The sequence below is a fragment of the Streptomyces sp. NPDC014907 genome, assembly GCF_055562975.1.
Genome location: NZ_JBVHEG010000001.1, coordinates 713370 through 736567, shown reverse-complemented (window position 1 = coordinate 736567; position 23198 = coordinate 713370). Strand labels below are relative to the sequence as shown.

The window sequence follows — 23198 nt, the reverse complement described above, 5'->3', positions numbered from 1 at the left end:
CGTGTCTTCGGTCGAATCGATGGCGGGTACGCCGGGCGCCTCACCGGCCCGCCCGACGCCTGCCGGCCGCTTCCGGCGGGGTGTGGAACTCGATGGACCACTGGTAGGCGACGCGCGCCTTGCGGTCGTTCCACTTGATGAGGTCCTCGACCAGGCCGGACCAGGAGGGCGGGGGCTGTTCGCAGGACCGGAGCCGGGTGACCGCATGCTGGAGATGACGCCAGGGCACGCGCCGACTGCTGACCACACGGTCCAGAAGGCGTTGGGCGCCGGGGTTGTCCGGCCCACGCCCGACTCCGTCCCCGATCCTGCGGGCCGCGGCGCCGAGGCTGCCGTGGCCGTACGAGGGTGTGGCGCGTCCCTGGTGGTAGATCGCGAAGAGGAAGGCCACCCGCTCGAAGAGGTCGCGGTGGTCGTCCCCCCCGAACCAGCCCGCGCGGATGTGCGCCTGGGTGCGGACACGGGATCGCCGGAGCTCGGCGAGGGCTCCGTACTCGCGGTTGTGTACGAGGGCGGTGAGCCAGGAAGTGAGCGCCGCGCTGTCGTGTGGGAAGAGGGATTCTTCGCCTTCCGTTCCGGTCGACGGTTTCTGCTCAGTCAACGGAGGTCTCCCCTCGGAGTTCGGCCGGAGCCCGCTTCCCGGACACGGCCTCTTCGAAAAGCCTCACGGCCCGGGCGCGTGCACGGTTGTTGCGGTCGCCGGGCGGCAGGGTGTCGAGACGCTGGAACAGCTGGGTGCGGGCCGTGCCCGTCAACTCCAGCGCGTAGGCGACCAAGGGCGCCGAGACCGGGTCGTCCTCGTCGTCGAATCCCCGGTCGATCACTTCGTCCAGCAGTCCTGCGAAGGGATCTTCGGCGGCGGGCCAGAAGGAGTACCGGGCGTCGAGCCGCGCCACCTGACCGCTTTCGTCCGCGGTGCACATGGCTGGGAAGGCGGTTTCGGCGGCTACGGTCGCCGCCCTCTTCAGGACCAGCGCGATGTACTCGGCGATGACAGAGCCCCGGCGGGACGCCCGGTAGAGGTGTGCGGCCATACCGGGGGCGTAGGGGTAGGAGCCGTGCGTCCAGGCGACCGGCAGGGTCTTGTTCGCCAGCAGCCCCACGGCCCACAGATGATAAGGAGCGCCCGGACTGGTGCGCTCGTACGGGAGCAGAGACCGCAGTCGCGCGTACATCCCGGTCCTGTCGTCCATGACGGCGCTGTAGAGGGCGTGGGCCTGTTGCCAGAGGGCCCTGCTGGGGGAGGCCCACAGGGGTTTCCGCAAGCCGCTCGTCGTCTCGCTGTACACGGCGTCCTGGAGGTGGCGCGTCGGGTCGAGTTCCAGTACCTCCCCGGCCCCGATCAGGACCCGGTCGACCATGACCTGACCGTGCGGCCCGTGTGCCGGGCGCAGGAGCACGGAACGGCCCAGGGAGCTGTGCAGGTCCGCGGAGCTCCGCGGCAGCCGGGGCTCCGCCTTCTTGTCGAATTTCCGCCGCTCGAAGCCGGGGGTGTTCCAGGACGTGTTGAGGGGTTCTCCCGGCCCATCGGGCGGATACAGGTTCAGACGCAGCGTCTCGCCCAGAGTCTTCCCCAGGGCGACGACCCGGATGCGTCCCGTCAGCCGGCCTGCGGCAAGGTTCGTGACCTTGGCACCGAGTCGCTGTCCCGGCATACGGGCCCGTCCATAGGGTGCGTAGGCGTGTTGCGTGAGCGTGGCGAGGAAGGCGTGCGCCGCCGGGAGCGGGTTGTCGCGTTCGAGGTGGTGGTGGTCGAAGTGCTGGTTGTAGTCGCCGGCGTGCTCGATGATCAGCTGAGCTGTTCCGGTGCCGCTCTCGCGGAGATCCTCAAGGAGGCACGCGTTCTGTGCGAGCGGTTCTGTGGGGTGGAACAGGTCCCAGGAATCGGCGGGCTGCTGCCTCAGCCAGGCGCCGGCCGGCGCGAGGCTCCTCCCTTCGCGGATCCAGGAACGCCACTCCTCGTCGGAAGACGGACAGGTGCCCGACGCGAAGCAGATGGCGAGGAGGTACTCGATGGCGGCGACGGTCTCGCCCGGTGAGCTGCAATCGAGAGCGGCCAGTTCATCGGCCTGCTCGAGGACCCCGCACAGGGAGTGATGGGCGGTGGCGCCGACGAGGCTGACGGTCGGCAAGCAGGGTTTGAAACGAGGATCCCAGCTGGGGCGCTGCCCGGCAGGGTCCGACGGACGATAGTCGTGCAATCTGTGTCACCGCCTCCTGGGGGAAGGGCTTGGGGGTGGGCGCGGGGAGACATCCCCACCTACGTGGGGAGCAGGCCTGTAGAGGGCCCTTAGGGCTTCCGACGGGTCATTCCCGCTTTCCGCGGGACGGTGCTTTCGCGGGTTGACGCTCTCCGTTCGACCGACAGGCACCAGCCTGGGAATTAGTCTGGGAGACTGCCGATTCTTTCGGCATCCTGGCACTCACCGGCAGTGCGGTGAGGTGTGGACGGTTCTTGTCCCGTGGACGCGGAGCAAGAACCATCCACTGCCGGGGAAGGCCGTTCTCGACGCACTGGAGGCGTCGAGAACGGCCGTCTACCAGAGGTGACCGATCGCTTCGGTCACCACGGCAGCAACCACGAGGAGGATCAGCTCCCCTCCGTGGCGCTCCAGCCACTCGCGCGCTGCTTTGCCCATGCCACTCCTTCTTTCGGGATCACCGGCTCCGCGACTGCGGAATCGGGGCGTCGTCATGGCATGGCGATCAGCAGCTCGTAGGCCTTTGTACATGACGCCTCGCACCCGACCGGTTACTTTCAGCCATGCGGGAGCTCTCGATGGCACAGGCGAGGAGAGCACCCTGTGGTCCTATTAGGTGCCCTCTGGGCATCCGAGTTCCCTCGGTGAACCGTTCAGCTGAACCGTGCGATCGGAATGCCGCTGAGGAACGGATCGCCGACCTCAACGCGACCGCCTGCGCACGAGGATGCTGAGCGTCGTTCGCGCGTCCTTACGGCGCTCGGGCGTGGGGGCCAGGACGGAGACGAGGGCCACGAAGAACAGGACGCTGGTGTAGAGCAGGCCGGCGCCCCCGCCCAAGGTGGCGGCGTACGTGAGCAGCTGGGGAAGGTCGAGCATGGTCCATCCTTTTGTCGAGAGCCGGGTCCGGCTGTTGCGGTGGTGGACTCAGACTCGCGTCGGCGCGAGACGCGGTGAAGTTGCGCCGACCCCCGCATCGCGGTTTTCGCAGGTCAGCCATGCCGAAGTAGTACGAGGGCGGCAGCGTTTTCGGGTAGTGGGCCAGGAATGGGAGTGGAGCGGTGGCGGCTTCGTCGAGAGACGCGCGTGACGAGTTGCGAAACATGCTGAAGACGGCGGGGGAGGAAGCCGTAGGCCGACCGCTCCTCGTGGAAGCGATCGAGGAGTCAGGGATCGCTCCCTCGACGTGGCGGGGCTGGTGTCAGGGGAGAACGGTGCCCTCACCGGAGCTGGCAGATCGCTTCCTGGCCGCCGTGGGGAGGCTTCGGGGCGCGTCGGGCTCCTCGGTGTACCCGATCACGAGGTGGGAGGCTGTCCTGCGCGCAGCGCGGGAGGAGGCGAGAGGCGCGCGAGCCGGCCAGATTCTCGCGAACCGGCGGGAGGCGGAGCCAGGCCTCCGCTTCGTTCGGCTCCACGGACCGGCCTTGGAGGCCGCCGGCCTCGAGGTTCGCGGCCGGACGGACGAGCGTACGGAGATGAACTCGTTCGTCCGGGACTCCCGGGCTGAGGCGCCGTCCTATCTCTGCTGGTACGCCGACGCACCCGTCGGCAAGACCCTGCTGCTTGCCGACTATGTCAGCCGACGGCCCCCCGCCTGCATCGACATCCTGACCTTCTTCGTCTCCGCGGAACACGGCACGAACACGCGGGCCGAGTTCGAGAGGGAAGTCGCCCGTCAGATCGATGACTTCCTCGGTGGACGGGGGAGTCCCGTTCCGGGAAGCGTCCGGGAGTGGCGCGAGCGCTTCGCCGAGGCAGCCGCGAAGAGCGCCGGCCTCGGTCGGAGGCTCCTGCTCGTGATCGACGGACTTGACGACGATGTGGCCTGGGCGGGCACCGGGGCGAAGAACGCGCCGAGCATCGCCGCTCTCCTGCCCGAACGCCCGCCATCCGGCATGCGCGTCATCGTCTCCCTCCGGCGCTGGGGACGGTTCCCCGATGACTTCCCTCCAGTGAGGCACCCGCTGCACCGGCGCCGATGCCTGCGGGCCCTTTCCCCCGTTGCGGGGGTGCGGCTGGTCCGCCGGCCAGAGCCAGACCCAATTGCGTTGGGCGAACGGACCGCGGGGCTGCTGGCTGTGGCGGGCGGTGGCCTCCGCGTGGCGGACCTCGCGGAGCTGACCGGACTCCCCGTGGATCACCTCGACCGCTTGGTGCACGGTCCGGCGGGACGCGCCCTCGTGGCCGATGATCCGGTGTCCGGGACGTATGCCCTGGCCGACCCTTCCCTTGCTCGTGCGGTCCGCGAGGCCCTGGGGGAGGAGGGGGTCCAGCGGTACAGCCGTCAACTGCTGGCCTGGTCGCAGCGATACCGTGCGGCCGGCTGGCCGGACGGTACGCCTCCGTACCCCTTGGAGCACCAGCTCCGTCTGCTGGCCGATGCCGGCGAACGCGCCGCGTACATCGTCGACGTCCCACGATTGCGGCGGCTCGCCCACACGGCTGGTCCGGATGCCGCGCTCGCCCAACTAGAGGAGTTCGAAACGGAAGCCGGAGGACCGAAGGGTACCGATTCGGAAGATCTCTCCGCCGCCGCGTTGGCGGCCCTCGCCTCTCTCTGCGCCGCGCGGTGCCTCCTGCGTCAGGAATCGTATGAAGTCCCTGACGGGGGCCCCTCCCTCTTGGTCAGACTGGGATACGAGGAGCGCGCACGCGGCCTGGCTCGTTCGGCGTCCACGGCGATCGCCAGAGCTGTTCACCTGGCAGACGTGGCGGTGGAACTGGCTTACGCGGGACGAGGCGAGCCGGAAGTCGCCGCCGTAGTGCGGGAGTCGGCCGGGTTGCTGATCGGTGATCAGGCCCAAGAGGGATTTCCCGGCAACCTCCGAGACCCCGAGTCGCACACACGGCTCCTGGCCGCCGCCCGCACGCTGACGACGCTGAACGGCCCTGATGTTGCCGGGCCCTTGCTCCGTGCGGTGCTCCAGGACCCGGCGGCGGGGACGGAGACGCTCGTCGAGGCGGCAAGGATGCTGGACCCGGAGCGAGATCGAGACGTGGTGAAGACACTGATGGACCGCGCGGAGGCGTTGAGCGAGGGCACCATGCGCGCCCGGGCGGCTGCGGTGGATCTGTGGGGCGCGCTGGCGCGGGCGGCTCCTTCTTCGGTCCCGGACGCCGGTGACCGTATCGAAGCCGTCTGCGAGGGGATCGACGACACGGACGGGCTGGCCTCCGTGGACGTCCTGGCCTCTGCGGCGTCGGCGCTCGCGGCTCTTCCCGCCAAGCGGCCTCGCGCGGCCCCCAAACTGATGCGGAGGGCCCTGGCCTCGACGCGCAGCACGATCGTGGCGCTGAAGAACCCCGCTTCTCCGTCCGTCGGCTCCTTGTCCGAAGAGGACAGGGCTCATCTGCGTCGCGAACTGGCGGGAACTCTGGCACACCTTGCCAAGTCAGTGGCCGACAGTGGCGCCATGAAGGCCGACCTCGACGACATGACACAGCTGATGGAGACCCTGCCGGAAGGACTGCGCATCGGGAATCTCGGAGATGACCTGGTGGAACGGGCGCAGTGGGTCATGGAGGTGACGGAGGACGACAAGAAGCGACGGGACAGCGCGGCGGACGTCGATGCCGAGGAAAGACGGAGAGCGAAGCGCAGGAGCAAGGACGCCGAGCGCCACTCCCGGCACATGGAACGCGAAAGGCATGCCGAGGCGAAGGCAGGACGAGCTGCACCACGGGAGCCCGAGGGCGCACGGAGGGCGTCGAAGGCCAGACGCGGAGCCGCAGCCCCGCGCTTGCGCGCGCACCGGAGGTCGGTCGGCCTGCCTTCCCCCGGCGACGGTCCCCGAGTCGATGATCCCCCCTCCCTTCTCCTCCTGGAAGCAGAAGCCCAGCTCGCCGCAGGCGACCCCTCGCGAAGCCGAGAGCTTGTGGAGACGGCCCTGCGAGAGCGACAGGCCACACGGCCGGCGACGTCCTTGGGCGCCCCGCCCCTCTCGGGAGACTGGACCGTGGACCTCTGCCAGGCCATGGGCGCGGCAGGCTTGTCGGACGAGGCCGAAGCGCTCGCGCACGGCGCGCTCGACACCCATGACCGTGCGCGCCGCCTGGCTGCCCTCTCCCTGGGCTGCTCTCTCGTCGGCCACGACGGCCCGGCTGCCCGCCACGCCCGAGCGGCGGCCGACCTAGTCCCCGACGACGCCGCGCCCGAGTTCACGAACGCGGTGGCCCAGGCAGTCGCCCACACCGGGGACGAGTACCTGGCCTCGGCGCTGGTGAAGGGCCGCACCTCTGCGCGGAGGCAGGCGCTGACGGCCGTCGCCGCCGGGCTCGTACGCCACTGCCCCGAGGGGGCGGCACGAGTCGCCAGGCCCTTGACAGAGGCCCTGGCGCGACGGATCGACGCGGGGGTGCAGGGCAACCCACTCAGCCTGCTCCCTGAACTGGCGGCTCTGCTCCTGGCCTTCCCCGACCCTCGGCGCCCCGATCCGCTACTGACCGGCGCACTCCATCGCACCGCTCTGCACATGACGGCTCCCGCCATGCCGCAACCGACACCGTCGATGGCCGTTCTTGCCCTGCTGGAACGGCTCGGCTGCCTTCCCGACGAAGTCGCGGAGGCCGCCGGAAGCCGGATCGACAGATGGCGACGCTCACTCCGCCCGGAACAGGGGGCCCCCGCGGAACTGGCCCTGCTGGCTGCGGTGGAGGGCGACATCTCCGCCGTATGGCGTCACGCCGACGCCGCGAACACCCCGGAGACCCGGCGGACAGCTCTCTGCGCTGCCGCCGCCCACCTGGCTCGTGCCCGGTTGCCCCTGGCCACGGACACCCGTACCGGGGACCGAACGGTCCGGACCTGCCTGACACTCGCCCGGGCCTCTGACGGCAGCAGCCGTTGCGGAGAGTACACAGCACGGCGCATCGCGTTGGGACTGTTGAGGTCGGACGCGTGGGCCCACACGATCCCCCTGCTCCCACAACTCGCTCCCGAGGCGCTGGGCCACCTGGGTGCGATCGCGGTGGACGCGGGCCCGCGCTCAGGGGGACCCGCGGGTCGAGACGCATGCCCCTGAAAGTGACGCCCTCGACGACGAGGGCACCGGCGAGCGTCTGCTGGATCTGCCGATTCGACCAAGCACGGCGGGCACGTGAGGGTTTCGTCGATAGCGGGGGGCCCTGTGAGAGGCTGGATTCATGAACCGGTTGGCCGGCACGACCTCGCCCTATCTGCTTCAGCACGCCGACAACCCCGTCGACTGGTGGCCGTGGGGACCCGAGGCGTTCGAGGAGGCGAAGCGGCGTGACGTGCCCGTGTTGCTGTCGGTCGGGTACTCCGCGTGCCACTGGTGCCACGTCATGGCGCACGAGTCCTTCGAGGACGACGACACCGCCGCGTACCTGAACGAGCACTTCGTGTCCGTCAAGGTGGACCGCGAGGAGCGGCCCGACGTGGACGCCGTCTACATGGAGGCCGTGCAGGCCGCCACGGGGCAGGGCGGCTGGCCCATGACCGTCTTCATGACGCCGGAAGGGCGGCCGTTCTACTTCGGCACGTACTTCCCGCCCGAGCCCCGCCACGGCATGCCGTCCTTCCGTCAGGTGCTCGAAGGCGTCCGCAGCGCGTGGACGACCCGGCGCGACGAGGTGGGCGAGGTCGCCGCGAAGATCACCGGGGAACTCGCGGAGCGGGAGCCGGTCGTCGGGGCCGGGGGGCCGCCCACCGGGGAGACCCAGGCCATGGCCCTCCTCCGGCTGAGCCGGGACGTCGATCCCGCGACCGGCTGGTTCGAGGGGAGCACCAAGTTCCCGCCCTCGATGGTGGTCGAGTTCCTGCTGCGCCACCACGAGCGGGCCGGTTCCGTGGCGGCGCTGGAGATGGCGGAGGGCCTGTGCGACGCGATGGCCCGTTCGAGCCTGTACGACCAGGTGGGCGGCGGCTTCCACCGGTACGTGCTCACGCCGGGGACCGGCGGGCCCCTGGTGCCCCACTTCGAGAAGATGCTGTACGACAACGCCCTGCTCTGCCGGGTGTACGCCCACCTGTGGAAGGCGACCGGCAGCGACCGGGCCCGCCGGATCGCCCTGGAGACCGCCGACTTCCTGGTCCGTGAACTGCGCACCCCCGAGGGCGGATTCGCCTCCGCGCTCGACGCGGACTCCGACGACGGGACCGGCAGGCACGTCGAGGGCGCCTACTACGTGTGGACCCCCGGGCAGCTCGCCGGGGTCCTCGGCCCGGAGGACGCCGCCGTCGCCGCCGCCCACTACGGCGTCACCGAGGACGGCACCTTCGAGGAGGGCAGCTCCGTCCTCCGGCTCCCGCAGGACGCGGGCGTGGCCGACGCCGAGCGGATCGCGTCGATCGCCGCCCGGCTCCTCGCGGCCCGGGAGGAGCGCGAGCGTCCCGGCCGGGACGACAAGGTCGTCGCCGCCTGGAACGGCCTCGCCGTCGCCGCGCTCGCCGAGACCGGCGCCCTCTTCGACCGCCCCGACCTGGTCGAGCGCGCGACCGAGGCCGCCGACCTGCTCGTCCGGGTCCACCTGGACGAGGGCGCCCGGCTCGCCCGCACCTCCAGGGACGGCCGCGCCGGCGCCAACGCCGGGGTCCTGGAGGACTACGCCGACGTCGCCGAGGGATTCCTCGCCCTCGCCGCCGTCACCGGGGAGGGCGCCTGGCTGGAGTTCGCCGGGTTCCTCCTGGACGTCGTCCTCGACCGCTTCACCGCCGGCGGCGGCGCGCTGTACGACACGGCCGACGACGCCGAAGTCCTCATCCGGCGCCCCCAGGACCCCACCGACAACGCCACCCCGTCCGGCTGGACCGCCGCCGCCGGAGCCCTGCTCTCGTACGCGGCCCACACCGGTTCCGAAGCCCACCGGGCCGCCGCCGAGGGGGCCCTCGGCGTCGTCAGGGCCCTCGGCCCCCGCGCGCCCCGGTTCATCGGCTGGGGCCTGGCCGTCGCCGAGGCCCTCCTCGACGGCCCCCGGGAGATCGCCGTCGTGGGCGACCCCGGTGACGAGGCCTTCCGGGAGCTGCGCCGTACCGCCCTCCTGGCCAACGCCCCCGGCGCGGTCCTCGCCGCCGGGACCCCCGGGAGCGAGGAGTTCCCGCTCCTGAGGGACCGGCCGCTGGTGGCCGGGGGAGCGGCCGCGTACGTCTGCCGGCGGTTCACCTGCGACGCGCCGGTCACCGATCCGGACGAGCTGAGCCGCGCGCTCTGAACCCGGCGCGGAACGGCCGAGGCCCGCCATCCCTTCCCGGAGGGGTGGCGGGCCTCGACCGTGGCGGGCCTCATCCCTGGCCGGCCCGCCGGACGCCGCGCCGCGCCGATCGGACGACCGGCGGCACGACGTGGCGCGGCACGACGCGGCGCCCGACGGCCGGAACGCGGGGCGTTCCGGCGGGTCCACCGGACGGACGACGAGCGTATGAGCGAAAACCCTTCTTCCGTACCGCGCTTCGACTCTTTCGCGCGGGAGCGCGCGACGCGGGAACGGGGATGGAACGCTCTTCCGGGGCCCCTGTGCCATGATGCGGGAATCGCAGCGGAAGGAGCGAAAATGGCGCCCGATCCCGGGAAATGGGAACGGATGGCCTTCATTCCGAGGAGCCGGTACACGAGCGACCCGCCCCCCGCCGACCGCTTTCCCACCCCGGTCTATTCCGCCCTGGTGAGCCGGTGGACACAGGCGGGCCGGACGGTTCCGGGGATGCCGGACCGGGAGTGGGAGCGCCTGATGACGACGCCGGTGTGGCCGCGCTGAGACGGGCGGTCCGGGGCGGAACCGGGCGGATGGACGAGGACGGGACCGGACGGACGGGGGCGGAGGTGTCCGCCCCCGGGGGCGGCTTCCGGGGCGTGGCGGCGGTCGTGCCCGGGTGGGCCGGCCGCTGCCGCGCATGACGCCGTGCGGGCGGTTCCGTGCGGGCAATGGAGTGAAACGAAGCACTCCGCCGTTATCCCGGTTTCCTTTGTGCGGAATGTTCGTTGTGTTGTGTACAGCGGAGGCCGGGAGAACTTCCTTCTCCCGGGCATCACGAGATCCGTGAGAATTCTTCCGCCGAGGAAAGGATCCAGACGAAATGAACTGTAAGAAGGCTGCGGCCGTCGTCGCCGGTATCGTCCTGGCCATGGGTGTGGCGTCGCCCGCCTTCGCGGACGCCGACGCGCAGGGCGCGGCCGTCGGCTCGCCCGGCGTCCTGTCCGGCAACGTCATCCAGGTTCCCATCCACATCCCGGTCAACCTCTGCGGCAACAGCGTGAACGTCATCGCCCTGCTGAACCCGACGGCCGGCAACATCTGCGTCAACGACTGACCCGACGCGGTACGCGGACACACACGGGGCCGGCCCCGGAGAGCACCCGCTCTCCGGGGCCGGCCCTTTTCGCGTCACGGGTCGGGTCCGTTCCGCGTGAATGACCCAAAGGGGCGATCAAATCCACCAATGGGTCATCGATCGGGGGGAAGCAGGGCTCACGAACGGCTCATCATGAATATTTTCGGAGAAACATACCGACGACATCCCGCATGACACTCGACATGGAGGAGCGGCCGTGGCAGTCGTACACCGGAGAACACCGAGAACATGGCTGGGGGTGTTCACCGCCGCCCTCCTCGCCGCGGGTCCGGCCGTCCTGTCGTCCCCCGCCCCCGCCCACGCCTCCGCGCCCGTGTCCGGGACGGCGCGGGACCCGGGGCCGTCGCCGCTCGCCGGCGCCATGGGCGCCTTCCTCTCCTCCGGCGCGCACGGGGTCGCCCGCATCGCCGAACTCGAACGCTGGCTCGGCGGCCGCGAACTCCGCGTCGGCCACACCTACCTGCCGGGCGACCGCTGGAAGAACATCGAGGGCCCTCCCGGCTTCCTCGACGCCTGGGCGGACTGGCGCAACGAGAAGGCCGACCGCCTCTTCGTCCTCAACGTCCCCATGCTGGAACGCAACGAGGCCCGCCTCCCCGACGCCGAGGTCCGCAGACAGCTCGGCCTCGGCGCGTCCGGCCGCTACGACCACCACTTCAGGACCCTGGCCGAGCGGCTCGTCGCGCTGGGGGCGAAGGACACCGTCATCGTCCTCGGCTGGGAGATGAACGGCACCACCTACACCCACCGGTGCGGTCCCGACCCCGCCGCGTGGAAGGAGTACTGGAACCGCATCGTCACCGCCATGCGCTCCGTGCCGGGCCAGGAGTTCCGCTTCGACTTCAACCCGAGCCGCGGCCTCGACGCCGTGCCGTGGACCGAGTGCTATCCGGGCGACGGCGTCGTCGACATCATCGGCATGGACTCGTACGACCAGCCGCCGGGAAGCAGTTTCGACCAGCACGTCAACGAGCCGTACGGGCTCCGGAAGCAGGTCGATTTCGCGGCCGAGCACGGAAAGCTGATCTCGTACCCCGAATGGGGCCTCTTCCGCAACGGGGACAACCCGGAATACATGCGGCGCATGCTCGAATGGATGAACCAGCACAAGCCGCTTTACCACACGATCACCGATTACTGTCCGCACGGCGTCTGGCAGTGCGACGACAATCCGGAGTCGTCGCTGGTGTTCCGCGAAATGCTGTACGGGAAGGAACCGGAACTCCCGACCGAGCCCGAGCCGAAGCCGGAGCCCAAGCCGGAGCCGAAGCCGGAGCCCAAGCCGGAGCCGAAGCCCGAGCCGAAGCCGGAGCCCGAGCCGAAGCCGGAGCCCAAACCGGAGCCCAAGCCGGAGCCCGAACCGGAGCCGAAGCCCGAGCCCGAGCCCAAACCGGAGCCGAAGCCGGAGCCCAAGCCCGAGCCGAAGCCCGAGCCGAAGCCCGAGCCGAAGCCCGAGCCCAAGCCGGAGCCGAAACCGGAGCCCGAACCGGAGCCGGAGCCCGAGCCGAAGCCCGAGCCCAAGCCCGAGCCGAAACCGGAGCCCAAGCCCCCGGCCGCCTGCTGGACCGTGGGGCTCGGTTCCTGGGTGGAGAGCTGGCTCGGCGGGTCCGTCTGCCTGCCGGAGGACATCTGGAAGAGCGGGACGGACTCCGGCTGGAAGGACGCGTTCACGAGCGCCTGGCCCTTCTGACCGGCCCGGTCCCCCGGCCGGACGGGCCGGGGGACCGTTCCCCGCGACGGCGGCGGGAACTCACCCGCCGCGCGGCACGTGCTTCCCCGCGCGGGCGAGCAGCCGTCCCGCCCAGGCGCGTTCCCGTGCCTGCCGCGCCGCCCAGCGCCGCGCGCCGGCCGCGCCCGCCCGCAGCCGGAGCAGCGGAGCCGCGCCGGGACCGGCGAGGAGCAGCCGCCGGTTGTGGACGGGTTCCGGACGCCAGTGGTGCTTGTACGGTTCGCTGCCCCGCAGCATGCTCAGGGTGGCCCGCCCGCCCGCGCCGGCCTCGCGCGCCCCGTGCCGCAGCAGCATCGCCGCCACGTCCACCTTGCGGGCGCGCAGCTCCGGGTCGGCCCCGTACAGGTATCCGCCGGCCAGCCGGGGCGACATCAGGGTCAGGTCGGCGGCGACCACGTCCCCGGCGAGCCGGAACTCGGTGACCATCGCGTCCCCGCGCTCCACCATGGGCCGCACGGCCCGGACGAGGTGCTGGGCGAACCGCTCGCTGGTGTGCTCGGCGGTCACGCCCCGCCCCTGCCACTGGAGCCGGTGGAGCCGCAGGAGCCGGTCCAGGGCGGCCGGGACCTCCTCGCCGGTCACCACCCGCGCGTCGATGCCGAGCGCGTCCACCTTGCGCAGCTTGGCACGGACCCGCTGGGCCTTTCCGGAGGGGATGCGGGCGAGGAGCCCCTCCATCGGTACGGCGGGCAGCTCCAGGCACAGCGAGTCGGGCAGCTCCCGGCGCGGACCGGGCCACCGGGCGAAGAGCCGTTCGCTGGCCGCGCCCGGCCGGACCTCCCTCAGGTCGACCACCGCGCCCCGGGCGGCCCGCGCGACCCCCCGGACCAGGGCGGGCACCGCCTCCGGACAGCCGTCGTCGAGGAGCACGTCCGTGAAGTCGCTGATCGGGCCGCCGAGCGGGGTGAGGACGGGCAGCGGCCCCCGGGCCCGCATCAGGGGCGCGGCGGCCACGAGCCCGCCGTCCTCCCGCCGTACGAGCACCACCCGCAGCGCGCCGGGCCGCCCGTACGAGAGCCACCAGGAGTGCAGCCAGGAGTGGGACTGGAAGGGGGTGGCGGAGGAGCAGCGCCGGTACAGCGCCGTCCACTCGGCCGCGAGCCGCCCGAAGGCCTCCCCGTCGCGGCAGACCTCGGTCCGCGGGGCCCCCGGGGTCACGCCGTCTCCGGCTGGTGCGCGGCGGCCGCCGGGGCGGGCACGGCGGCCCCGGCCTGGCGGGAGTGGCGGGCCTCGCCGTGCGCGGCGGCGCGCTTCGGGCGGACGAGGAGGGCCAGACCGCCGAGGAGTCCGCCCGCGCAGCCGCCGACGAGCGCGGAGAGCGGCGCGGACGGCGAGACCGGGTCCGCGGGCTTCGCGGCGCGGGAGAACCGCACGACCTTCACGCCCGTGCTGTCCGCCACGTGCGCGCTGTCGAGGACCAGCGCGCGGGCCACCCCGTCGGCCATGGCGACCGCCTCGGCGGGCTTCGCGGACCGGGCGGTGATCGAGATCATCGGGGCGTCCGGGGAGGTCTCCGCCGTCACGCTCCTCCGCAGCTCGCCGGCGGTCACCCCGGCCCACACCTGGGCGTCGCCGGTCACCGCGATGTCGGTGGCGACCCGCCCGTACGCCTGGGCGAAGCCGACCGTCCCCGCCGGGTCGGACTTTCCGGCCGGCACGACGATGACGTGGCTGGTCGCCGCGTACTCCGGGGTCTTCAGCGCCCCGTAGCCGCCGCCGAGGGCGGCCCCGGCGAGGACGGCGGCGGGCAGCACCGCCCAGCGGCCGGGGAGGCGCGGCCCGGCGGGCGGGAAGGGGCGGAAGGGTGTGGTCTTCACGGGTCGGGTTTCTCCCACTTCACGGATGCTTCACGGGGACGGGGACGGAGGTCGGGACGGGGACCGGGGCCGGGGCGGGACGCCGTGCACGGTCTGCTCGTAGAGGGACGCCAGCCGGCGGGCGCTGTGCGCGATGTCGTAGTGGCGGGCGGCCTCCGGCACCGGCAGCCGGGCGGTCCGGGCGTCCCGGAGGCCGTGCAGGGCGTCGGCCAGCCCGGACACGGAGCCGGTGATCCGGCGTGCGCCCGGGGCCGCCTCCGGCGGCAGGTCCTCGACCGCCGGACAGGCCGCGTACAGGACGGGAAGGCCCGCCGCCAGCGCCTCCACGACCGCGAGCCCGAAGGTCTCGTCGGGGGAGGCCGACACGAAGACGTCCATCGCGGCGAGCAGACCGGGCAGCGCGGGCCCGGCCGAACCGGGGGCCGGGGGGTCCTCGCAGGCTCCGGTGAGGAGCACCCGGCCGGCCGCCCCGAGGTCGCCGGCCAGCCGCAGCAGCGCCTCCCGTTCAGCGCCCTCGCCGACGAGGAGCAGCCGGGCCTCCGGCACCGCCGCCACCGCCCGTACGAGCAGGTCGAACCGTTTCCCGGGCGCCAGCCGTCCCACCCCGCCGACGACGTACGCGTCCGCCGGGAGGCCGAGGGCGGCCCGGGTGCGCCGGCGGGCCTCCGCGTCGAAGGCGAACCGGCCCGTCTCGATGCCGTTCGGCACCACCCGGACGCGGTCCCCGGGCACGCCCCAGCCGGCGAGCCGGCGGGCCACGCCGGCCGAGACGGCGACCGTGGACGTGCCGAGCCGCTCCGACGCCAGGTACAGGGCGCGGGTGCCCGCCGACAGCGGCCGGCCCTCGATCTGGGTCTCGCCGAGGGAGTGCTCGGTGGCGACGATCCGGCGCACCCCGGCGATCCGGGCCGCCGCCCTGCCGTACACGCACGCCCGGTACAGGTGCGTGTGGACGAGGTCGTAGCGGCCCCGCCGGACGATCCGGACGAGCCGGGGCAGCGCGCCGAGGTCACGGTTCCCGGTCATGCCGAGGTGGATGACGGGGGTGCCGTCCGCCTCGATGCCCGCCGCGACCGGGCCCGGGTTGGTGAGCGTCACCACCTCGCTCCGCACGGGCAGGTGGCGCAGCAGGAGCCGCAGCTGCTGCTCGGCGCCGCCGATGCCGAGGCCGGTGATGACGTGCAGGACCCTCACCGGGCACCGACCACGGCCGGACCGTACCGGGCGGGGGCCGCCAGGTCGGCGGGGCGACGGCGGCGCAGCGGGTGCAGGAGGCGCTTGGCCGCGAGCCGCCAGGAGGTGTCGTTCTCGCCGATGTGGACGCGGGGCAGGGCGTACGTGCCGGTGTACGGGCCCGGGTCGATCGCGCAGGCGTAGCGGTAGCCGGCCTCGCGCACGGCCCGCATGGCGCGCCGGTCGACCCGCCCGTACGGGTAGCAGAAGCCCTCCACCGGGCCGCCCGTCAGCTCCTCCAGGAGCTCGCGGCTGTGCAGGGTCTCGGCGGCCAGCGTCCGGTCGTCGGCCTCGGGGAGCGGAACGTGCGTGAGGCCGTGCGAGCCGATCTCCATCCCGGCGCGGGCGATCCGCCGGACGGCGTCCCCGGAGAGCAGCCGCTTGCGCGGTCCCGCCGCGTCCCAGCCGTTCTCGCCGCCGAGCCGGCCCGGCAGGACGTAGACCGTGGCCGTGAAGCCGTACCGGCGGAGCAGCGGCAGCGCCGAGTCCGCGAAGTCCGCGTAGCCGTCGTCGAAGGTCAGGCCCACCAGGCTCCTGGCGCGCCCCTGGGCGGCGGCCGTGAGCAGTTCCCCGACCGACACCCCGCGCAGCCCGCGCTCGCCCAGCCAGCGGAGCTGCCGGGCGAAGCGCACCGGGGAGACGGTCACCCGGTACGGGTCATCGGCGGTGTCCGTGATCGAGTGGTACATCGCCACCCACAGGGGCGGTCCTCCCCACGGGGGCGGCTTCGGCAGCAGACGGCTCGGCGCGGTGACGGCGGGCATGGGGGGTCCTCCGGTGGGCGGAGCTGGACAGGGGTGGAAGGCCGGGCGCCTCGGGGGCGCAGACGAGGAACAGCAGGAAGACGCCGGCGACGGCGAGGGCGGCGACGGCGACGGCGAGGGCGGCGGGGCCGATCGCGACCGAGCAGACCCAGCCGGCGCCGGTGGCCCCGGCGCCCGCGCCCGCGAGGCGGAACAGCCCCGCGCCGAGCCGGCCGGCCCGGACCGGGACGGCCTGGCGGTGCGCGCCCCGCAGCAGCAGGACGGCGGTGAGCGTGATGCCGAACGCGTTGGCGCCGGCGATGCCGACCGCGCCCCAGCACCGGGCGCCGGGCACGCCCGCGACGGCGGTCGCGGCGAGCCCCGCGCCCATGGCGAGGGCCGGGTACCACAGCGGGCGTGCGGCGGAGAAGTAGCAGCGGACCAGGGCGCCGACCATCGTCTGGCCCAGCAGGCCGAGGGCGTACACCCGCATGACGGCGGCGGTGGCGGTGGTGTCCGCCCTGCCGAACTCGCCGCGCTCGAAGAGAAGTTCGACGATCCGGGGGGCGGTGGCGATCACCGTCGAGGCGCCGGCCAGTACGACGACGGCGGCGAGCAGCAGATCCCGTTCGACCCGGTGCCGGGCCCCCTCCGCGTCGCCCGCCGCGAGGGCGCGGGCGACCACCGGGAAGCTGACCGTGCACAGCATCAGCGACAGGATCATCGGCATCTGCGCGACCTTCTGCGCGTAGTTCAGGTGCGAGATGGCGCCGGCGGGCAGCGGCGCGGCGAGGAACCGCTCGATCAGGGTCTGGGACTGGCGGCAGAGCGAGAACGCGACGACGGGCGCGATCAGCCCCAGCACCAGAATCCGCCCGTCCCGCCCGTCCTGTCCGTCCCGGCCGTCCTGCCCGTCCTGTCCGTCCCGGCTGTCCCGGCCGTCCGTGGGTGCCGCCGCGTCCGGTGCCGGTACGCTCCCGGAGCGCAGCTTCCGGACCAGGGAGGGGGCCTGTACGAGGACCATCAGGACCCCGCCGACCGCGACCCCGACGGCGGCCGAGCGCACCCCCCAGGGCTCGCGCAGCACCAGGACGGTGCCGATGATCCCCACGTTGTACGCCACGTAGATCGCCGCCGGGGGCAGGAAGCTGCCGTGCGCGCGCAGCGCGGCCGAGCAGTAGCCGACCAGGGCGAAGGAGAGCACGCAGGTCGCGGTGAGCCGGGTGCAGTCGACGGCGAGCGCCGGGTCGGGGAGGCCCGGCGCGAGGGCGGCGACGAGCAGCGGGGCGGCGACCACGAGGACGGCGGCGGCGACGGCGGCGGTGAGGGTGAGCCGGGGGAGCGTGCCGCGCACGAGCGCGCGCACCGGGTCGGCGAGTTCGCCGGACGCGCCGCCGGAGCGATGCGCCAGGGCGCGGGAGAAGGCGGGCACCAGGATCAGCGCCATCGCGTCCTCGATGAGCAGCGTCGAGGCGAACTCGGGCACGGTCCACGCCACCAGGAACGCGTCGGTCGCGACCCCGGCCCCGAAGTACCCGGCCAGGATCTGGTCCCGTACGAGGCCGAGCACCGCGCCGACGGCGGTGAGCCCGGCGGTCACGGCCGCCGCCCTGGCCAGGAACCCCCGTCCCCGCGGCCCGTCGTCCCGCACCACGCGCGCGCGTGCGCGGGCCCGGTGCCGGGGGCGGAGGCGGGGGGACGGCGGGGGGACGGCGTCCGGCGCGGGCGCGGTCTTCGGCGCGGGGGCGGCCTCCGGTACGGGTGTCTCCGGTACGGGCGTCCGGGGCGCGGGCGCCTCCGGCGCGGGGACGCCGGACCGGGCGGGCGCGGACACGGCGGGCGTCCCGGGCGCGACCGGCGGGGCGGGCGTCCCCGGGGCCTCCGGCGAGCCCGTCGGCGCCGTGGCCGCCCACGGATCGGCCGCCCACGGACCGGCGGACCACGGGTCGGCCGTCCACGGGCCGGCCGTCCACGGATCGCCCGGCGGGACGTCGCGCGGCGGACGGGGCGCGGGGGAGGGCTCCCCGCCCCACGGCGCGTCGGTGGGCCGGAGTTCCCCGGCCCACGGGTCACGCACGCCTCACCCCCACCAGCGACCACCAGGCCACCAGGCCCAGCACGACCGACATCAGCACCGTCGAGGGGCCGCCGATGTCCGCGTAGAAGAAGTCCACGAGCTGCCAGACGAGCAGGCCCGTCGCCACGAGCGCGCAGTCCGCGCCGGGACCGGAGCCCGGACCGGAGCCCGCGCCGGGCCGCCGCCGCAGCGCGCCGGCCAGCAGCGCCGTCCAGCTGCCCACCAGGGCCAGCAGTCCCACCAGCCCCTGCTCGCTCAGGACGAGCAGGTACATGTTGTGCGGGGAGAGCAGCGGCTGGCGGTGGAAGCCGGCGCCCGCGCCCGCCGTGTCGCTGCCGGAGGACAGCGCGACCGAGGCGTGCGCGTCGCGGTAGCGGGGGAAGCCCTTCAGGCCGACGCCCGTGAGGGGTTCCGCGCGCCACATCTCCCCGGCCGCCGCCCACATCGTGTACCGGTCCGTCACCGACTGGTCCGGCGCCGCCGTCACCCGGGTGATGCTGGCGACCCGCTCCTCCACCAGCTCCGAGCCGATTCCCAGGCCGCCGACGAGGACGACCCCGAGCGCGCCCGCCGCGAGGGCGACCCGGACCGCCCGGAGCGGCCCCGCGAGGAGCAGCTGGAACGCGCAGGCGAGCACGGTCGCGATCCACGCGCCCCGGCTGAAGGACAGCACGAGCGGGAGGAACAGGAGCCCCGCGCAGACCAGCGCGGCCGTCCGCGCCCGCCCCGGGCCGCGGCCCAGCGCGATCCCGGTGACGACGACCAGGCCGTACGAGACGGCCGTCGCCATGCCCATCACGTCGGTCGCCCCGAAGGTGCCGACGGCCCGGATGTCCTCGCCCTGGTACGAGGCGCCCGTACCGGTCAGGTACTGGCCGACGCCCACCGCGCCCTGGAGCAGCGCGAGCCCGGCCAGGCCCCAGGCGACCACGGCGAAGTCCCGCCGGTCGCGGACCGTCAGGAGCACGGCGGCCGGGACGAGGACGAAGACCTGGACGTAGCGGGCGACGCCCGGCAGGCTCGACGCGGGGTCGTTCGAGGTGATCGCGGCCAGACAGATCCCCAGCACCGGCAGGCCGAGGACGACGGCCGCCGTCCGGGTCAGCGGCCGGGCCCGGCCGCGCACCACCCGCACCAGGCAGATCAGGACGAGGAGGCCGGAGGCCGCGTCCGCGACCGTCCCCGAGCCGCCGGTGCCGCCGGTGCCGTCCCCCGTGCCGCCGGGGACGAGCAGCAGCGCGACCACGGCGAGGACCGGGGCGAGCGGCGCGGCCCGGCGCAGCCGGTCCCGCGCCGCCGGGGCCGCCGCGGGCGGTGACACGGGCGGCGACACGGCCGTGGCCATCCTCAGCTCCCCGTGGGCCGGACGAACTCGCCCGCCGTGCGCAGCAGGATGCAGACGTCCTGCCAGAGCGACCAGTGGTCGATGTAGTGGTTGTCGAAGCGGCAGCGGTCCTCGATCGAGGTGTCGCCGCGCAGCCCGTGCACCTGCGCGAGCCCGGTCAGCCCCACCGGCATCCGGTGGCGGTCCGCGTAACCGGCGTGGACCTTGCTGAACTGGGCGACGAAGTGCGGGCGTTCGGGACGCGGACCGACCAGGCTCATGTCGCCGCGCAGCACGTTCCAGAGCTGCGGCAGCTCGTCCAGGGAGGTCTTCCGCAGGAAGCTCCCGGCCGCGCTCATCCGCAGGTCGCCCGCCACGTTCCAGCGGGTGGCCGCCTCGGTGTCGTCGGAGGGGCGGAGCGTACGGAACTTGAGCAGGGTGAAGTGGCGCCCGTGCCGGCCCACCCGCTCCTGCCGGAACAGGACCCCGGGGCCGTCCGAGAGGCGGACCGCGAGCGCGCAGAGCAGCAGCACGGGCAGCGCGGCCACGAGCGCGGGCGCGGCGAGGGCGACGTCCAGGACCCGCTTGGCGACCAGTCCGCGCCGCTCGTCCAGGGGGACGATCCGGTGCCAGGCGTACCCCCACATGTGCTCGCCCATCGGGCCGGGCCGGTGCCGGTCGCCGACCCGCCAGGTGGTGCAGCCGTACTGCTGGAAGAGCGCCACCAGGCCCGGGGCGTCGTCCAGGAACACCGCGTCGCACACGGTGTTCTGGATGACGGCCCGGTGGATCTCCTCGGTCGTGGTGAGCACCGGGAGCCCGGTCTCCCCGGCCGGCCGGGCACCGCCCTGCTCCGGCACGCCGACGATCCCGACCGGCCGCAGTCCGTACTCGGGGTGCCGGGCGGCGGCCGCCGCGAACCGGCGCGCGGCCGCCGCCCCGCCGACGACGAGCGCCGACCGGGGGTGGGCCCGCGCGATCCGGCGGCGCCGGGCGAGGAGCAGCGCGCGGAGCAGGCACACGACGAGGACGTGGACCCCGTACGCGGCGCAGAGCCGTGCCGGGCCGATCGCCGGGCCCGGGGAGTACGCGGCGGCCCCGGCCGCCGCCAGGCACCAGGCCACCCCGGCACGGGAGGCGAGCGCGGGCAGCTCGTCCAGGGCCCGGACGTACGCGGCCGGGCGGTGCAGCCCGGCCCACCCGTCGAGCACCAGGACGACCGCCAGGACCGGCAGCACGAAACGGACGTCGTGGTGTGCCGCGCTCAGCACGGAGGTGCCGGCGACGACCGCCAGGCAGTCGGCCGCCACCGGCGCCGCCGCGCCGGACCGGGCGCGGACGCGGCGGCCGTGCGGCGGCGCGAGCCGGCCGGGCGCGCCGCGGGGCGGCGCGAGGGGGGCGAGGCCGAGGGTCCGGTCCGCCGCGGGCCGGGGGCCCGGCGAGGAGGGAACGCTGGTGCTTTCCGTGGTCACTGCGCAATCGGCTCTCTGTGCTCGTCCCCCCGCGCACCGGCCAGCTCGCGGTAGACGTCCGCGACGGCCGCGCCGGTGCGCCGGACATCGAATCTGCTGAGTACGTGTGCGTGGGCCTCGCGGCCCAGGCGGTGCCGCAGCTCCGGCCTGCCGAGGAGGCGGCCCAGGGCGGCGGCGAGCGCGGCCGGGTCCCCGGGCGGGACCAGGCACAGGGTTTCGTGGCCCGGCGGCAGGCTCTCCCGGGCCCCGTCCACGTCGCTGACGACGACGGGCCGGCCGCTCGCCATGGCCTCCAGGGGCGCGAGCGCCATGCCCTCCCAGCGGGACGGCAGGACGACCACGTCGGCGGCCCGGTACCAGGGGGCGGTGTCCCCGACGGCCCCGGTGAACCGCACCGAGGGGCCGGCGGCGGCCCGCAGCGCCTCTTCGTCCGGGCCGTCGCCGACCAGGACGAGCCGGGCCGTGGGCACCTCCGCGAGGACGGCGGGCCAGGCGGCGAGGAGCACGTCCTGGCCCTTCTGGCGGCAGAGCCGGCCCACGCAGACGACGGTGGGGGCGGGGTTGCGGGACGGTCCGCCGCCGGCGAACCGGGCCACGTCCACGCCGTTGTGGACGACCGACCAGTCCGCCTCGACCCCGGCCGCCTCGCCGGTGCGCCGCTCGGCCTCGCTCACGCAGAGGACGCGGTCCGTCCAGCGGGCGCCGAAGCGCTCCCAGCGCCGGGCGAGCGCGGCGGTCACGCCCCCGACCGCGGCGAAGGACCAGGCGTGCGGCTGGTACACGGTGGGAACGCGCCCCCGCACGGCGAGCCGGGCGCACAGCCCGGCCTTGGCGCTGTGCGCGTGGACGAGGCCGGGCCGGACGGCGCGGACGAGCCGGGCCAGGTCCCACGTCTCGCGGACGACGGAGGGCCCGGGGGCGCGGCCGGCCCGCCAGGCGTGGACCTCGGCCCCCTCGGCGCGGACGGCGGCGGCGAGGCCGGTGCCGGGCGGGCAGGCGACCGCGACCCGCAGGCCGGCGGCGCGCTGGGCGCGGACGAGGTCGGCGACGACGCGGGCGACCCCGCCGTCGCCGGGCTGGACCGCGTGCAGGACGGTGACGGACCCGGAGTCCGTGTCGCTCGGTGACAGCACGTCAGCGCCGGACGTCCGCCCGGGCGGACGCCGCGCCGCGGGGCACGGCAGGAACCGCTGAATTCCGCATACAGGTTCTCCGCTTTGATGAGAGAAGGAAGGGAAGACCCGCGAAGGCCGGGAGGGGAGAAGGTGTCGTCCACACGAAATGAGTGAACGCGCGGCAGGCCCGGAAGCAACGTTCGGGAACGTTATAACCCCGACGGGGGGAGATAACGGGCATTAGCCGCCCGGCGACACCAACTGTCTTTTCCGGGCGCACCGTTCTCCACCGCGCGTGTCGCGTCCTATCGCGTCCGGCGGGCCCGGTGCGGCCCACGCGGCCCGGCGCCGGGGCGAACATCACCCGTTCGGGAGAGCAACCGATGGAAATCCGGCGCGTTGTTGAGAGAGTCGGGTCGCACAGTCCGCGCGGTCCGAGTCGCACGTATTCGATCGAGGAGCACTTCCCCATGTCCCGTATCGCCAAGGCCGTTGTCCTCACCGCGGGTGCCGCCGCCGCCGTCGCCGGTGCCGCCGGTGCCGCCGTCGCCGACTCGGGCGCCGAGGCCGTCGCCGCCCACTCGCCCGGCGTCCTGTCCGGCAACGTCATCCAGCTCCCGATCCACATCCCGGTCAACCTCTGCGGCAACACCGTGGACGTCATCGGCGTGCTGAACCCCGCCTTCGGCAACACCTGCATCAACGCCTGATCAAGCACTTCCGCTCGGTCCTTCCGAAGCCGGTGCGCCCACCCGTCGGGGTGGGCGCACCGGCTTTTTCTCGTCGTCACGGGATCGGTACGCCCCCGAACGCGCCTTCGCGCGCCGCCCGGTGCAACGGCGCACGCCCCTCCGGAGGGCGGGGCCGAAGGGTGGATTCACTCGAACGGATGCGTGACGCTCGGTAGTTCCACGACTGCGGAGGGCTATGTCCGCAGGTGCTCCGGGAGGACGGTGGACCGGCGGCCGGGAGGGGGGAACGGGTGTGCGCCCCGGGGGCCGCCCCTTCCGGCCGTTCCGGCGAAACCGCACGCATGTGCGGCCGACGCGCGGGAACCGGTCCCGCCGGTCGGGCGCGGTGCCGAGAAAACCGGCCGTCCGGAGTTTCCGGCGGGCGCACTCCTCGTTACAGAGAGAGAACGCCGCGCGGCATTTCCCCCGGGAACTCCCCGGGAACTCC

The 23198-nt window shown here is 73.9% G+C and carries 16 protein-coding genes; 5 read left to right on the top strand and 11 right to left on the bottom strand.

All coding sequences use genetic code 11. The features are described 5' to 3' along the window. Nucleotides 1-40: 40 nt before the first annotated feature. The 3 genes from casB to ACZ3IL_RS03205 all read right to left on the bottom strand — a co-directional run bounded on the left by casB (nucleotide 41) and on the right by ACZ3IL_RS03205 (nucleotide 3080). Nucleotides 41-601 (bottom strand): type I-E CRISPR-associated protein Cse2/CasB, encoded by a 561-nt coding sequence (casB, locus tag ACZ3IL_RS03215; RefSeq protein ID WP_467386015.1) that lies wholly within the window; start codon nucleotides 599-601, stop codon nucleotides 41-43. After that, nucleotides 594-2132 carry a type I-E CRISPR-associated protein Cse1/CasA gene (locus tag ACZ3IL_RS03210; RefSeq protein ID WP_467386013.1) on the bottom strand — a complete coding sequence of 513 codons (1539 nt, stop codon included), beginning with the start codon at nucleotides 2130-2132 and terminating at the stop codon, nucleotides 594-596. The genes casB and ACZ3IL_RS03210 overlap by 8 nt, the downstream gene beginning before the upstream one ends. 771 nt (nucleotides 2133-2903) lie before the next feature. Continuing rightward, the gene (locus tag ACZ3IL_RS03205; RefSeq protein ID WP_467386011.1) at nucleotides 2904-3080 is read right to left on the bottom strand and encodes a hypothetical protein; all 177 of its coding nucleotides are present in this window, start codon (nucleotides 3078-3080) and stop codon (nucleotides 2904-2906) included. Nucleotides 3081-3304: 224 nt separating this feature from the next. Here ACZ3IL_RS03205 and ACZ3IL_RS03200 point away from each other — a divergent pair, with 224 nt between their 5' ends. From ACZ3IL_RS03200 to ACZ3IL_RS03185, 4 genes are all read left to right on the top strand, one after another. Beyond that, nucleotides 3305-7222 (top strand): hypothetical protein, encoded by a 3918-nt coding sequence (locus tag ACZ3IL_RS03200; protein ID WP_467386009.1) that lies wholly within the window; start codon nucleotides 3305-3307, stop codon nucleotides 7220-7222. A gap of 121 nt (nucleotides 7223-7343) precedes the next feature. Continuing rightward, nucleotides 7344-9371, top strand: coding sequence for a thioredoxin domain-containing protein (locus ACZ3IL_RS03195; RefSeq protein ID WP_467386007.1), 2028 nt, complete (start codon nucleotides 7344-7346; stop codon nucleotides 9369-9371). A gap of 862 nt (nucleotides 9372-10233) precedes the next feature. Continuing rightward, nucleotides 10234-10467, top strand: a complete 234-nt coding sequence (locus ACZ3IL_RS03190) for a chaplin (protein WP_467386005.1) — start codon at nucleotides 10234-10236, stop codon at nucleotides 10465-10467. 238 nt (nucleotides 10468-10705) lie between these two features. Continuing rightward, entirely contained in the window at nucleotides 10706-12199 is a 1494-nt protein-coding gene (locus ACZ3IL_RS03185) for a glycoside hydrolase family 26 protein (protein ID WP_467386003.1), read from the top strand. Between the two features lie 60 nt (nucleotides 12200-12259). Here ACZ3IL_RS03185 and ACZ3IL_RS03180 read toward each other — a convergent pair whose 3' ends face one another. From ACZ3IL_RS03180 to ACZ3IL_RS03145, 8 genes are all read right to left on the bottom strand, one after another. Further along, the gene (locus ACZ3IL_RS03180; protein WP_467386001.1) at nucleotides 12260-13396 is read right to left on the bottom strand and encodes a GNAT family N-acetyltransferase; all 1137 of its coding nucleotides are present in this window, start codon (nucleotides 13394-13396) and stop codon (nucleotides 12260-12262) included. After that, nucleotides 13393-14055 carry a YveK family protein gene (locus ACZ3IL_RS03175; RefSeq protein WP_467385999.1) on the bottom strand — a complete coding sequence of 221 codons (663 nt, stop codon included), beginning with the start codon at nucleotides 14053-14055 and terminating at the stop codon, nucleotides 13393-13395. Before ACZ3IL_RS03175 ends, ACZ3IL_RS03180 begins: the two co-directional genes overlap by 4 nt. 30 nt (nucleotides 14056-14085) lie before the next feature. Continuing rightward, nucleotides 14086-15249 (bottom strand): glycosyltransferase, encoded by a 1164-nt coding sequence (locus ACZ3IL_RS03170; RefSeq protein ID WP_467385997.1) that lies wholly within the window; start codon nucleotides 15247-15249, stop codon nucleotides 14086-14088. Then, nucleotides 15246-16052, bottom strand: coding sequence for a polysaccharide deacetylase family protein (locus ACZ3IL_RS03165; protein WP_467385995.1), 807 nt, complete (start codon nucleotides 16050-16052; stop codon nucleotides 15246-15248). The genes ACZ3IL_RS03170 and ACZ3IL_RS03165 overlap by 4 nt, the downstream gene beginning before the upstream one ends. After that, entirely contained in the window at nucleotides 15946-17685 is a 1740-nt protein-coding gene (murJ, locus tag ACZ3IL_RS03160; protein WP_467385993.1) for a murein biosynthesis integral membrane protein MurJ, read from the bottom strand. The genes ACZ3IL_RS03165 and murJ overlap by 107 nt, the downstream gene beginning before the upstream one ends. Before the next feature lie 415 nt (nucleotides 17686-18100). Continuing rightward, nucleotides 18101-19453 (bottom strand): O-antigen ligase family protein, encoded by a 1353-nt coding sequence (locus ACZ3IL_RS03155; protein WP_467385991.1) that lies wholly within the window; start codon nucleotides 19451-19453, stop codon nucleotides 18101-18103. 2 nt (nucleotides 19454-19455) lie between these two features. Next, nucleotides 19456-20904 (bottom strand): exopolysaccharide biosynthesis polyprenyl glycosylphosphotransferase, encoded by a 1449-nt coding sequence (locus ACZ3IL_RS03150; protein WP_467385989.1) that lies wholly within the window; start codon nucleotides 20902-20904, stop codon nucleotides 19456-19458. Then, a complete protein-coding gene (locus ACZ3IL_RS03145; RefSeq protein WP_467385987.1) occupies nucleotides 20901-22037 on the bottom strand; it encodes a glycosyltransferase in 1137 nt (378 codons plus the stop codon). The genes ACZ3IL_RS03150 and ACZ3IL_RS03145 overlap by 4 nt, the downstream gene beginning before the upstream one ends. 452 nt (nucleotides 22038-22489) lie before the next feature. Here ACZ3IL_RS03145 and ACZ3IL_RS03140 point away from each other — a divergent pair, with 452 nt between their 5' ends. Further along, the gene (locus tag ACZ3IL_RS03140; protein WP_467385985.1) at nucleotides 22490-22729 is read left to right on the top strand and encodes a chaplin; all 240 of its coding nucleotides are present in this window, start codon (nucleotides 22490-22492) and stop codon (nucleotides 22727-22729) included. Nucleotides 22730-23198 lie beyond the last annotated feature (469 nt).